Annotated in this window: 12 protein-coding genes; 7 read left to right on the top strand and 5 right to left on the bottom strand. The window is 71.0% G+C overall.

What is annotated here, in order from left to right:
* Window positions 1-103: 103 nt before the first annotated feature.
* The 4 genes from FHS44_RS08065 to FHS44_RS08080 are packed head-to-tail and all read left to right on the top strand — an operon-like array spanning window position 104 to window position 3,480.
* Window positions 104-1,594, top strand: coding sequence for a 3-hydroxyacyl-CoA dehydrogenase family protein (locus FHS44_RS08065; RefSeq protein ID WP_184713207.1), 1,491 nt, complete (start codon window positions 104-106; stop codon window positions 1,592-1,594).
* Entirely contained in the window at window positions 1,591-1,911 is a 321-nt protein-coding gene (locus FHS44_RS08070) for an Rv1322 family protein (RefSeq protein WP_184713208.1), read from the top strand. The genes FHS44_RS08065 and FHS44_RS08070 overlap by 4 nt, the downstream gene beginning before the upstream one ends.
* A gap of 55 nt (window positions 1,912-1,966) precedes the next feature.
* Window positions 1,967-2,671: an alpha/beta hydrolase gene (locus tag FHS44_RS08075; RefSeq protein ID WP_184713209.1), complete on the top strand. Its 705-nt coding sequence runs from the start codon at window positions 1,967-1,969 to the stop codon at window positions 2,669-2,671.
* A gap of 23 nt (window positions 2,672-2,694) precedes the next feature.
* Window positions 2,695-3,480 (top strand): alpha/beta fold hydrolase, encoded by a 786-nt coding sequence (locus tag FHS44_RS08080; protein ID WP_184713491.1) that lies wholly within the window; start codon window positions 2,695-2,697, stop codon window positions 3,478-3,480.
* On the opposite strand, the gene FHS44_RS08085 is transcribed toward FHS44_RS08080, so the two are convergent.
* The 3 genes from FHS44_RS08085 to mce all read right to left on the bottom strand — a co-directional run bounded on the left by FHS44_RS08085 (window position 3,440) and on the right by mce (window position 6,581).
* A complete protein-coding gene (locus FHS44_RS08085; protein WP_312863562.1) occupies window positions 3,440-4,570 on the bottom strand; it encodes an AI-2E family transporter in 1,131 nt (376 codons plus the stop codon). The genes FHS44_RS08080 and FHS44_RS08085 overlap by 41 nt on opposite strands.
* Window positions 4,571-4,677: 107 nt before the next feature.
* Window positions 4,678-5,958, bottom strand: a complete 1,281-nt coding sequence (locus FHS44_RS08090) for a DivIVA domain-containing protein (RefSeq protein WP_184713210.1) — start codon at window positions 5,956-5,958, stop codon at window positions 4,678-4,680.
* 200 nt (window positions 5,959-6,158) lie between these two features.
* Window positions 6,159-6,581 (bottom strand): methylmalonyl-CoA epimerase, encoded by a 423-nt coding sequence (gene mce / locus FHS44_RS08095; RefSeq protein WP_184713211.1) that lies wholly within the window; start codon window positions 6,579-6,581, stop codon window positions 6,159-6,161.
* Window positions 6,582-6,664: 83 nt separating this feature from the next.
* Between mce and FHS44_RS08100 the strand changes: the two genes are divergently transcribed.
* Together FHS44_RS08100 and meaB are read left to right on the top strand one after the other, a co-directional pair.
* Complete coding sequence (locus tag FHS44_RS08100) at window positions 6,665-7,852, top strand: acetyl-CoA C-acetyltransferase (RefSeq protein ID WP_184713212.1); 1,188 nt, start codon at window positions 6,665-6,667, stop codon at window positions 7,850-7,852.
* An 83-nt stretch (window positions 7,853-7,935) separates the two neighbouring features.
* Entirely contained in the window at window positions 7,936-8,859 is a 924-nt protein-coding gene (gene meaB / locus FHS44_RS08105; RefSeq protein ID WP_221460576.1) for a methylmalonyl Co-A mutase-associated GTPase MeaB, read from the top strand.
* A gap of 26 nt (window positions 8,860-8,885) precedes the next feature.
* Here meaB and FHS44_RS08110 read toward each other — a convergent pair whose 3' ends face one another.
* Window positions 8,886-9,563 (bottom strand): DUF4230 domain-containing protein, encoded by a 678-nt coding sequence (locus FHS44_RS08110; protein WP_184713213.1) that lies wholly within the window; start codon window positions 9,561-9,563, stop codon window positions 8,886-8,888.
* 118 nt (window positions 9,564-9,681) lie between these two features.
* Window positions 9,682-11,160, bottom strand: a complete 1,479-nt coding sequence (locus FHS44_RS08115) for a hypothetical protein (protein ID WP_184713214.1) — start codon at window positions 11,158-11,160, stop codon at window positions 9,682-9,684.
* Between the two features lie 329 nt (window positions 11,161-11,489).
* Between FHS44_RS08115 and FHS44_RS08120 the strand changes: the two genes are divergently transcribed.
* Window positions 11,490-11,999: a MarR family winged helix-turn-helix transcriptional regulator gene (locus FHS44_RS08120; RefSeq protein ID WP_184713215.1), complete on the top strand. Its 510-nt coding sequence runs from the start codon at window positions 11,490-11,492 to the stop codon at window positions 11,997-11,999.
* Window positions 12,000-12,050: the final 51 nt, after the last annotated feature.

Consider the following 12,050-nt stretch of genomic DNA (forward strand, 5'->3'; position numbering starts at 1 on the left):
ACCCAGCCACCCACCCCCGTTCCCGGATCACCGGCATGCCGTACGGGCATCGGGCGATCGGGTTGTTTTGGGGGGAGGTGATGGGCTCTGGGAGACTGGCGGAATGACGCGGAGCTTTGAGAAGGTCGGAGTCGTCGGGCTCGGCACGATGGGGGCGGGGATCGCGGAGGTCTTCGCCAGGGCCGGGCTCACGGTGGTCGGCGTCGAGGCCGACCACGAGGCGCTCGGGCGTGGCCGGGGCAACCTGGAGAGCTCGACCGGACGGGCCCTGGCGAAGGGCAGGCTGAGCGAGGCGGAGCAGGCCGAGATCCTCGGCCGCATCACCCTGACGACCTCGCTCGAAGACCTCGCGGACGCCGACCTCGTCATCGAGGCCATCCCCGAGATCATGGATTTCAAGCGGACCCTGTTCACCGAGCTGGACCGGATCTGCGAGCCGTCCACGGTGCTCGCGACCAACACCTCCTCGCTCTCCGTCACCGAGATCGCGGCCACGACCGGCAGGCCGGGGCGCGTCGTCGGCATGCACTTCTTCAACCCCGCGCCCGTCATGAAGCTGGTCGAGGTGGTCCACACGGTGGTCACCGAGGACGGCCTGGCCGAGGAGGTCGCCGACCTCGCGCGGCGGCTCGGCAAGACGCCGGTGAGCGTCGGCGACCGCGCCGGGTTCGTGGTCAACCGGCTGCTGCTGACCTACCTCAACCACGCCGCCGTCATGCTGGAGAACGGCCTGGCCACCCGCGAGGGCATCGACACCGCCATGAAGCTCGGCGTCGGCGTGCCGATGGGCCCCTTCGCGCTGCTCGACCTGATCGGGCTGGACACCTCCTACGAGGTGATGTGCGTGCTGTTCCAGGAGACGCGCGACCGCCGCCACGCCCCCGCGCCGATCCTGCGGGAACTGGTCACCGCGGGCCTGCTCGGCCGCAAGTCGGGCGCGGGCTTCTACAACGGGGAGGCGCCTCCCACCCCTCCGGCGGCGGGCAAACCCACGGTCACCTCCGTCGCGGTGCTCGGCGAGGGCGCCGAGGAGTTCGCGGCCAGACTCGGCGACGCCGGATTCAAGGCGACAACAACCCAGGCGGCCACGGACGCGACGGAGGACGCCGACGTGGTCGTCGCGCTGTCGCACACCCCGGTGATCGAGCTGGCCGCGCGGCTGCCGCACCCCAGGCGCCTGGTCGGCCTGCACCTGGTCGGGGACAAACTCGCCGAGGTCGCCTCGACCGTGCTCACCTCGCCGGAGGCGACGTGCGCCGTCGAGGGCCTGGCCAAGATCGTCGGCCGTGTCCCGGTGCACTGCAAGGACAGGGCGGAGTTCGTCGTGGACGCGCTGCTGTACCCCTACCTCAACGACGCCGTGCGGATGCACGACTCGGGCTACGCCACGATGGACGACATCGACGTGGCCATGAAGCTCGGTTGCGGCTATCCGGCCGGGCCGTTCGAGACGATCGACACGCTGGGCCTGGAGACCGTCCGCGACGGGCTGCGCGCCCTCTACGCCGAGTACCGCGACCCGGCCTTCGCCCCCGCGCCGCTGCTCGACCAGCTCGTCACGGCCGGTGTGCGAAGCATCCGCGGCCTGTCATGAGCCCCCGCAGAGCCCGCAGGGCCGACCCCTTCGACCGGGGCGGCCGGGGAACCCCCGCGCGTCCCGTCGGCCCCTCCGTGCCCGGCGTCGACCAGGTCGAGGAGTGGCCGGACGGCGACTGGCACGTGCGCCGGGTCACCGGCGCGGGCGCGGACAAGGTCTACCGGTGCCCCGGCTGCGACCAGGAGCTCAGGCCGGGCGTGCCGCACCTGGTGAGCTGGCCCGCCTGGCAGGGCGGTGAGCAGGAGCGCAGGCACTGGCACACCGCGTGCTGGCGCAACCGGGTACGGCGCGGCCCCGGCAGAACCCGATACTGAGACCCGACGACCCACGACCCGGCTTCGGGGTTCGGTGAGGAGACACGAGAAAGTCATGGAGATCAGATCCTCGACGGTGCTGCCCGCGAGCAGGGAACCGATCGAGCTGCACACCGGCGACGGGCTGAAGCTCGTCGGAGAGCTGGCCCTTCCCCCCGGCAGGCCGCCGGTCGCGACGCTGGTCTGCCTGCACCCGCTGCCCACGCACGGCGGCATGATGGACAGCCACCTGTACCGCAAGGCCGCCAACCGGCTGCCCGCGCTGGCCGACCTGGCGGTGCTGCGCTTCAACACGCGCGGTACCTCCTCCGAGCGCGGCACCTCGGAGGGCGTCTTCGGCGACGGCGAGGAGGAGCGCTTCGACGTCGCCGCGGCGCTGGAGTACGCCGAGTTCCACGACCTGCCGAACACCTGGCTCGTCGGCTGGTCCTTCGGCACCGAACTGACGCTCAAGTGGGGCCGCGACCCGCTGGTGACGGGAGCCATCCTGCTCTCCCCACCGCTGCGCAGGGCCACCGACGCCGACCTCGACGCCTGGGCGTCCTTCGGCCGTCCGCTGACGGCGCTGGTCCCCGAGTTCGACGACTACCTGAGGCCCGAGGAGGCGAAGGCGCGCTTCGCGCGGGTGCCGCAGGCCGAGGTCGTCGGCGTCGAGGGCGCCAAGCACCTGTGGGTCGGCGAGCCGTACGTGCGGATCGTCCTGGACGAGATCGTCCGGCGCGTCAACCCGGCGGCCTACCCGCTGCCTCACGAGGCGTAGGGGTTACGGTGGGGGGCGTGCTGATGTACACACGGTCGGCGGGCCGGGGACTCCCGGTCGTCCTGCTGCACGCCTTCCCGCTCTCCTCGGCCATGTGGCTGGCCCAGCGGGAGGGGCTGTCCTCCTCCTGCGAGGTCATCACCCCCGACCTGCGCGGCTTCGGCGGCACCCCGCTCGGTGATCAGGAGCCCTCCGTCGACGTGATGGCCGACGACGTGGCGCGCCTGCTCGACCACCGGGAGATCGACAGGGCCGTCGTCGTCGGCCAGTCCATGGGCGGCTACGTGACGATGGCCATGTGCAGGCACCACCCCGACCGGCTGCTCGGGGTGGTGCTCGCCGACACCAAGGCGGGCGCCGACACCGAGGCGGCCAGAGCGAACCGCGAGCGCGTCGCCACGACCGTGCTCGCCGAGGGCTCCTCCTTCCTGGGCGGGGAGATCATGTCCGCGATGGTCGGCAGAACGACCGCGCGCAGCAGGGCGATGGTCTTCGGCCGGGTGCGAGCCCTGATCGAGTCGGCCCCGCCGGGGGCGGTCGCCTGGGCTCAGCGGGCCATGGCGGGCCGTCCCGACTCCTTCGACACCCTGCGCGGGCTCACCGTCCCCGCCCTGGTGGTCGTGGGGGAGGAGGACGAGGTCACCCCGGTCGCCGACGCGCGGGCGATGGCCGAGGCCGTACCGGACGGGAGGCTGGCGGTGATCGAGCGGGCCGGGCACCTGAGCGCGCTCGAACAGCCGGAGGCGTTCAACGCGGCAGTCGCCGCCTTCATAGCTGGGATTGCCGGGGAAGCACGACCTCACGGATGATCAACGCGATCGCCGCGGCCACCGGGATGGCCAGCAGCGCCCCGACGATGCCCATCAGCGCTCCGCCGAACAGCGCGGCGATCACGGTGACCGCGGGCGCCACGTCCACCGAGCGCTTCATGACGCGCGGATAGATCAGGTAGTTCTCGATCTGCTGGTAGATCAGGAAGAAGATCCCGCAGGCCACGCCGAGCGTCCACGACTGCAGCAGCGCGACCAGCGTCACCAGCACGGCGCCGATCGTCGCGCCGACCAGCGGGATCAGGTCCGTGACCGCCACGATCAGGGCGAGGGCCAGGGCGTAGGGCATGTTCAGTATCGCCAGGAACACCCAGGTCGTCACCCCGGCGATCACCGAGATCAACAGGTTCCCCGCCACGTAACCGCCGATGCCGTCGAGGATCTCGTCACCCAGCGCCCTGGTCCGGTCCCTGCGGCTGTTCGGCACGAGCCGGAAGAGATAGTCCTTGATCGAGGGCAGCGAGCCCAGGAAGTACAGCGTCAGCACCAGCAGTGTGAAGCCGGAGAAGAACGCGTCGAACACCACGGCGCTCGCCCCGACCAGGCCCCCGGCCACGGTCTGGGCCAGACCACCACTGGTGACGTAGTCGCCGATCCTGGTGAGGATCTGGTAGTCGCTGTCCAGCGTCTTCAGCGTGGGGTTGGCCAGCAGCTCCCTGACGTAACCGGGAACCGCGCCGACGAAGGAGGCGATCTCCCGGCTCACCGGCGGGACGATCGCCAGCCCGAACAGCACGAAGAACAGGATCACCCCGCCGAAGACGATCGAGATCGCCCCCCTGCGGGGCATCCGGCGCCGCTGCAACGCCTCGACCGCGGGGTTGAGCCCCACGGCGAGGAACATCGCCACGATGACCAGCACGATCACGCTGCGCGCCGTGATCAGCGCCTGGGCCAGCGCCCAGGCCGTCAGAACCCCCAGACCCCCGGTCAGCCCGATGAGATACGGGCTTCTCGTCAGCGGCTTGCCCGGCTTGCCGTACGGCTCGGCGAACTCAGGCCTGGCTCTCGGCACCGTGGGCGGCGCCGCAGGTGGGGTGACATCGGCTGCCTGGGACGCTTCGGACACTGGTGCTCCTGGCGATGGGGAAACGGCGGGAACGTGACAAGAGAGCCTAGCGACCTCATGGTCGCCAGGCTCTCCCGTAGCCGTCGTAGCGCCTCGCCAGGCGGGGCCTACTCCTGCCACCACTCCGCGTCGTCGTCCTTGGCGGGCGACTTCGCGGCGGGCGTCAGCGGCTTCTCGCTGCCGTTGGAGGCCGGGATGGCCGGCTTCGGCGGTGCCGCGGCGATGGCGGGCTCGGGGTCGGCCGCGGGCAGCGGCGCGCCGCCGAGCAGCTGGCGCAGCTGGGCGAGGTGGCTGGTGATGCTGTCACGCTGGCGGGTCAGCTCGTCGACCTGGCGCTGGGCCACCGTACGGCTGCGCTCGGCCTCGGCCTTGGCCTCGGAGACGATCGACTCGGCGCTGGTCTTGGCGTCGGAGACGAGCTGGTCGGCGTTCTTGCGGGCGTTGGCGAGCAGCTGCTTGGCGTGGGTGTCGGCCTCGCGACGGGTCTGCTCTGCCTGCTGGGTCGCCTTGGTCGCGCGCTGTTCGGCGGTCGCCGCGCGCTGCTCGGCCTCGGAGACCAGCTTCTGGGTGTTGGCCTGGGCGGTGGCGTGGCGCTCGGCCTCCTGGCGCTCGGCCTCCTCCCGGCGGGAGGCGAGCTGGATCTCGAACTCGGCCTCGTCCTGGGCGCGCTTGGCCTCGGACTCCTCAAGGACCCGCTGGGCCTGGGCGCGCATCTCGTCGGCCTGGCGCTTGGCGGTGGTCAGGATCTCGTCGCGCTCACGCTTGGTCGAGGCGCGCAGCTGGGCGACCTCGCGCTCGGTGGTCGTGCGCAGCTTGGCGATCTCACGCTCGGCGTCCGCGCGCTTCTCGGCGACCTCGTGGTCGGCGGTCGCCCTGAGCTTGGCGACCTCGCGCTCGGTGGTCGCGGTCAGCTCGTCGGCCTCACGACGGGCGGTTGAGCGGATCTCGTCGGCGTCCCGCTCCGCGGTGGTGCGCATGTCGTCGGCCTCGCGGGTGGCGAGGGCTCGCTTCTCCGCCGCCTCGTTCTCCGCCGCGGCGCGCAGGTCGGCCGCCTCGACCTTCGACGCGGCCTTGATCTCGTTCGCCTCGGAACGAGCGGCCTGGACCAGCTCCGTCGCCTGCTCCTCGGCCAGGCGCAACAACTGTTCGATGCGCGCGCCGAGACCCGAGTAGGTCGGACGCTCCTGCTCCTGAAGCTGCCGCTGGGAGTCTGCCAGCTCCCGTTGCATGCCCTGGAGCTGTTCCCTGGTCTGGCGCAGTTCGTTGTCGACCTGCTTCAGATGGTCGTGGACCTGGTGCCGGTCATAGCCGCGGAGCACCACGTCGAATTCCCGAGCGGGGGCGTCTTCGAAGAAATTGTTGAGCTGGGCATCGATGTCGGACTGCATGGAGGCTCGATCCTGGGTTGTCGAGGCGGCTACACGGGCCGGACGGGGGATTGTTCGGACATCCGAGGCGGAGCCGTGGCGGGATCCACACGTCCGGTGGTAGGCCAGCGTACTCTGGAGTCGCCGAGTTGTCGGTCTCCTCTGGCTTTCTGCGTGACTTGTTACGTACGAACGTTTCTTACATTTGACACGGCGCGCCTTTAGTGCTTTGGCGCCTGAACGAGTTCGGTCAGCATTCCGCCGACATCCTTGGGGTGCAGGAAAGCGATGGAGGATCCCATCGTGCCGTGCCGGGGTGCCTTGTCGAGGAGCCTGACGCCCCTGTCGCCGATCACCTGCATCGCCTCGGCGACGTCCGGGACGCCGAACGCCACGTGGTGCACCCCTTCGCCCCGCTTGGCGAGGAATTTGCCGACCGGTGTGTCGGGGCCGAGCGGTTCGAGGAGCTGGATGTAGGACCCGCCCCCGTTTCCGTCGGCGATGTGCAGCATCGCCTCCTTGACGCCCTGCTCCTCGTTGACCTCGCGAGCGACCACGGTCAGCTCGAAGGTCCGCTGGAAGAAGGCGATCTTCTCCTCAAGGTCGTGGCAGGCGATTCCCACATGATCAATGCGCATGAACATATGCCTAACCTCCATGGCGGCTACTCGGGTACCCATGGGTATGGTGGCAAAGTCGTCCCAAGCCCCGCCAGGGAGGCCCCGCTATGTCTGGTTCCGTCATTGTCGCCGGAGCTCGCACCCCCATCGGGCGGCTGCTCGGCTCGTTGTCCGGCCTTTCGGCCGTCGAGCTCGGCGGCATCGCCATCAAGGCCGCGCTGGAGCGCTCAGGCGTCGCTCCCGAGGCCGTGCAGTACGTGATCATGGGTCAGGTCCTGCAGGCCGGAGCGGGACAGATCCCCGCCCGCCAGGCCGCGGTCAAGGCCGGGATCCCGATGACCGTGCCGTCACTGACGATCAACAAGGTCTGCCTGTCCGGTCTCGACGCCATCGCCCTGGCCGACCAGCTCATCAGGGCGGGCGAGTTCGACATCGTGGTCGCGGGCGGCATGGAGTCCATGTCCAACGCCCCGCACCTGCTGCCCGGTCTGCGCAGGGGGGTGAAGTACGGCGACGCGGGCATCGTGGACTCGATGGCGCACGACGGCCTCAGCGACGCCTACGACCAGGTGTCCATGGGCGAGTCGACAGAGCGTCACAACGAGCGCCTCGGCCTGACCCGTGAGGAGCAGGACGTCTTCTCCGCCCGCTCCCACGAGCTGGCCGCCGCGGCGATCAAGAACGGTGTGCTCGACGACGAGATCGTCCCGGTGACGATCCCGCAGCGCAAGGGTGATCCGGTGGTCTTCGCCGCCGACGAGGGCGTGCGGGCCGACACCACCGTCGAGGTGCTGGCCCGGCTGCGTCCCGCCTTCAGCAAGGACGGCACGATCACCGCCGGTTCCTCCTCCCAGATCTCCGACGGCGCCTGCGCGGTCGTCGTGATGTCCAGGGCCAAGGCCGAGGAGCTCGGGCTCGACTGGCTGGCCGAGATCGGCGCGCACGGCAACGTCGCGGGCCCCGACAACTCGCTGCAGTCCCAGCCGGCCAACGCCATCAGGCACGCGCTGGACAAGCAGGGGCTCTCCGTCGAGGACCTCGACCTGCTGGAGATCAACGAGGCCTTCGCCCAGGTCGTGCTGCAGTCGGCCAAGGAGCTCGGCGTCCCGCTCGACAGGGTCAACGTCAACGGCGGCGGCATCGCCGTCGGCCACCCGATCGGGGCCTCCGGCGCCCGCATCGTGCTGGCCCTCGCCCACGAGCTGAGGCGCAGGGGCGGCGGGCTCGGCGCCGCGGGCCTGTGCGGCGGCGGTGGCCAGGGCGACGCCCTGATCATCCGGGTCCCCTCGGCGTGACGGTGCGGGACCAGGGGCCGGTGACCCGCGAGCGGCCCGCGGCCACGGGGAACGGGCACTCTCCCGAGGTCGACGTCGCCGACCTGGTCGCGCGGGCGCGGGCCGGGCAGCCCCGCGCGGTCGCCAGGCTGATCTCCCTGGTGGAGAACGGCTCGCCCCTGCTCAGGGAGATCATGGCCAGGCTCTGCGCCGAGCGCACGACCACGGCCAGGATCATCGGGCTGACCGGCTCCCCCGGCGTGGGCAAGTCGACCTCGACCGGGATGCTCGTGCGAGCCTTCCGCGAGCAGGGCAGGAAGGTCGGCGTCCTCGCCGTCGACCCGTCCTCGCCGTTCACCGGTGGCGCGCTGCTCGGTGACCGGGTGCGGATGCAGGACCACGCGACCGACCCCGGGGTGTTCATCCGCTCGATGGCCAGCCGGGGTCACCTGGGCGGCCTGTCGTGGGCGACCCCCCAGGCGCTGCGCGTCCTGGAGGCCGCGGGGTGCGAGGTCATCCTCGTCGAGACAGTCGGGGTCGGCCAGGCGGAGGTGGACATCGCCTCCCAGGCCGACACCACCATCGTGCTGCTCGCCCCCGGCATGGGGGACGGCGTGCAGGCGGCCAAGGCGGGCATCCTGGAGATCGCCGACGTGTTCGTGGTCAACAAGGCCGACCGCGACGGCGCCCAGGCGGCCATCAGGGAGCTGCGCAACATGATCGCCCTGGTCGCGCGTGACTGGAAGCCGCCGATCGTGCCGACCGTCGCCTACCGGGGCGAGGGGGCGCAGGACGTGGTCGGCGCCCTCGACGCGCACTGGTCCTACCTGGAGGAGTCAGGCGAGCTCGGGCGCAGGCGCCAGGCCAGGGCCCGTGACGAGATCGAGGCGATCGCGCTGGCCACCCTCCGCTCGCGCTTCGCGCACCTGCACGGCGACCGGCGCCTGGACGCGCTGGCCCAGCGGATGCTCGACGAGGGGCTCGACCCCTACCGGGCGGCCGACGAGCTGCTGGCCGCCGTCGACTGACGAGCTGTCCCTGACCGGAGAACCGGTCAGGGCTGGGGCGCGAACTCGACCGTGATCTTCTCGAAGCCGAGTCCGCCGAGCATGCCCTGGAGCATGGTCTTGGTGTTCTGGTCGGCGCGGGCGAGCAGGTCACTGGCCCGCGCCGCGTCGGCGATCTTCTTCTCGGCCAGCATGTAGAGCTCCTGCTGGCCGCCGGGGGAGGAGGACAGGAAGTCCTCGACCCGGTCGAAGAGGCCGCGCTGCTGGGCGAAGACGTAGGAGCGCTTGTTGTCGAGGTTGGGCTTCTCAAGCTGGGCGTGCGGCAGCCGTACCGTGACCTGTTTGCGGTCGGGGGAGACGGTCAGCGCGCCGGAGGCCAGGCCGCCGAAGTCGACGTAGGCGTCGACCCCGCCCGCGCCCACGAAGAGGGTGCGGCTGCCCTTGATGGCGTCGGGAAGGAAGGCGGCGTCCTTCTCCAGGTCCACGACGACCTGGAAGTTGCCGGTCGCCGCCTCGAAGCGGCTGAGGTTGTGGATCGACTCAAGCAGCGCGGGCTGGCTGCGGTCGACGGTGGTCTCGCCGAACGGGTTCAGCCACGACCAGGCGAGGCGGGCACCCACGACGAGCAGGACGACGGTGACGAGCAGCCCGGCGAGCAGGCGCACACCCCTGCGCGGGGGCGGTGCGGACGCCGGTTGCGGCGGCGCTTCCAAGGGGGCGTTCACGGCGGTCTCCTTCCCTCGGTGGCCGCGTTCTCACGGGAAGGGGCCGTCCGGATCGGCGTTCTCATATCGGGCAGTCCCGGACGGACCGTGCTCCCGCGTCGAGCCTATGCCGATCACGTCAATCGTGGCGGGACGGACGCGCCAGACGCCTGTCACCGTCCGCGTCCCGGGGTGCGGACCCCTCCCTGTGACTCAGGCCGTTGGCGCGCCCGATCCTGTGCCGGTGGCCGCTCGCCCGCCCCGAGTGTCCCGCGCGCCGTACCCGGTTCGTCTGCCCGGGGGAGGCGAGCTCACTCGCCTGGACGGACTGGACCGGCTGGGTGGGCTGCACCGGCTGGGCGGGCTGGAACGGCTGCGCTGCCTGTACGGCCTGGCCGCCGAAGTGTTCGCTCCGCAACCTGCACGCCGCGAAGTCGGCGTAGTTCAGCCGCAGCCACTCGCGCCGCTGGGTCTCCGTCAGCCCGGAGAACCAGGCCGCGGCGTACTGGTGCTCGGGCAGTGGCCCACCGGGCAGCGGCTTGCCGCGCAGCCAGGCGATCACGATGTCGCGGTATCCGGCGGCCGGGCTGCCGTCGCACTGCCTGGCCAGCCTCTCGACGAACTCGTCGGCCGCCGCGTCGGCGAACCCGGTGGACAGGTCGTCCACGTGGATCGGCATGGCGCCGGAGGAGATGGTGGCGTCGTCGCTGCGGGGCCGCTGTTCGAGCCGTGAGAACTCGCCGGGCGTCCCCGCGAGGCGGGAGGCGATCTTGACGAACGCGGAGCCCAGTTCGGGCAGCCCCGTGCGCATCCCCGGGTGCACACAGACCGTGATCGGCCACTCCTGGCAGCTGTAGACCACCCGCTGGGCAGAGATGGACGCGGGCTCGCTGATCAGCCTGGCCATCCCGGTGCCCGCGGCGAGCACCGCCAGCAGCGCCCCGGCCAGCGCCAGCGCCTGCCGTGTCACCAGCGCCGCCCAGCCGAGCAGCAACGCCGTACTGACTCCGAGCAGCCACAGCGACTGGTCGGTGAAGGCCGTCGCGCTCAGCCCACGGAACACGTCGTACGGCTCCCGCGTCGCGGGGGCCAGGCGGTCGGTCCACGTCTGCCCCCTGGCCAGCCAGGTGAAGAGGCCGTAGCAGCCGAGCCCGGCGAACACCGGGGTGATCGTCCAGGGCAGCAGCCACCCGATCACCCACCCGAGCGTGACGTAGAGTGTCAGGCCCGCGATGCCCATCATCAGGCCGCTGGGCAGCAGCCCGCCCGCCTGCTCGGTGAGCACGGTCCTGACCGCCATGACCAGCACCGTCGCGGTGAAGGACGCGGCCACGACGACAGCGACGGCCAGTGGCGCGCGCATCGCCTGCCAGGCGCTCCGTGGACGCCGCCTGGCCCCGCGCCGCCTGCGCACCGCGACCCACGCGGCGAAGGCGGCCGCGACGGGCCCGGTGAGCCGCAGCGAGCCGATCACCGCGGCGATGACGTTCTCCCACGCGCTGACGCCGGGTATGAGGACGCTCCACGCCGCGACCACGCCGAGCACGAGCAGGACGGCGACCGCCACCAACGCGCTCTGCTGGAGTTCCTCGCGTGAAACGCCTCTGTGGTCACGCACCGCCGTGCGTGGAAACGGTCCACGCCGTGCCGCCCGTGCCCGGACACATGCCAGAGGTCATACGGCGTACGAACGCCGTCAGGTCGTCGTTCATCAAGCACCCCCCGTGCTGTGAATGTGCGGTGAACCGGTCCCCTCGGTCACCGGTCCGGTCGGCGTCCCCCGCAGATCCGGACTGAGCGCGCGCGACCACTTGGCCGCGCCCTCACCATTCGATGTGGGAACCATAACCGAGCGTGACGTTTGACGCCCGGGTTCTTGGTGAAGCCATCAGGTCGGCGCTCTGTGGGCACGGGCGGATGGGGACGAGGCCGCGCTAACGTAACCCTGTGGCTACAGGTCAGCTGAATCTGCCGTTCGACCCCATCGAGCGCGCCGCGGAGACGTGGCGCGTTCACTTCGGACAGTCCTCGGCCATGGCCGCCGTCACGTCGATCATGAGAGCGCACCAGATCCTGCTGGCGCAACTGGACACGCTGCTCAAACCGTATGACTTGACCTTCGCGCGCTACGAGGCGCTGGTGCTGCTGACCTTCAGCAAGTCCGGCGCGCTGCCGCTGTCACGCATCGGTGAACGGCTGATGGTCCATCCGACGAGCGTCACGAACACCGTGGACCGCCTCGAACGCGCCGGTCTCGTCCGCCGCATGCGCAACCCCCGCGACGGCCGCGGGGTGCTCGCGGAGATCACCTCCCAGGGACGGGAGGTCGTCAGCGCGGCGACGGACGACCTGATGGCCGCCGGTTTCGGCATGACCATGTACGGCGAGGCGGAGCTCGACCAGATGTTCGGCCTGCTCAGGACCATCAGGGTGGCCGCGGGGGACTTCGAGGACTGAGGGCGGCGCCGGACGGCTCCCCCGGCGAACTGGCCAAAAATTAATAGGACG

The organism is Streptosporangium saharense (assembly GCF_014203715.1).
Lineage (GTDB): Bacteria > Actinomycetota > Actinomycetes > Streptosporangiales > Streptosporangiaceae > Streptosporangium > Streptosporangium saharense.

Bases quoted from the DNA above. Each gene is read 5' to 3' on its own strand.
- FHS44_RS08065 (WP_184713207.1), top strand. From the start codon at position 104: ATGACGCGGAGCTTTGAGAAGGTCGGAGTCGTCGGGCTCGGCACGATG.
- FHS44_RS08090 (WP_184713210.1), bottom strand. From the start codon at position 5,958: ATGCAGTCCGACATCGATGCCCAGCTCAACAATTTCTTCGAAGACGCC.
- FHS44_RS08075 (WP_184713209.1), top strand. From the start codon at position 1,967: ATGGAGATCAGATCCTCGACGGTGCTGCCCGCGAGCAGGGAACCGATC.
- mce (WP_184713211.1), bottom strand. From the start codon at position 6,581: ATGTTCATGCGCATTGATCATGTGGGAATCGCCTGCCACGACCTTGAG.
- FHS44_RS08080 (WP_184713491.1), top strand. From the start codon at position 2,695: ATGTACACACGGTCGGCGGGCCGGGGACTCCCGGTCGTCCTGCTGCAC.
- FHS44_RS08100 (WP_184713212.1), top strand. From the start codon at position 6,665: ATGTCTGGTTCCGTCATTGTCGCCGGAGCTCGCACCCCCATCGGGCGG.
- FHS44_RS08070 (WP_184713208.1), top strand. From the start codon at position 1,591: ATGAGCCCCCGCAGAGCCCGCAGGGCCGACCCCTTCGACCGGGGCGGC.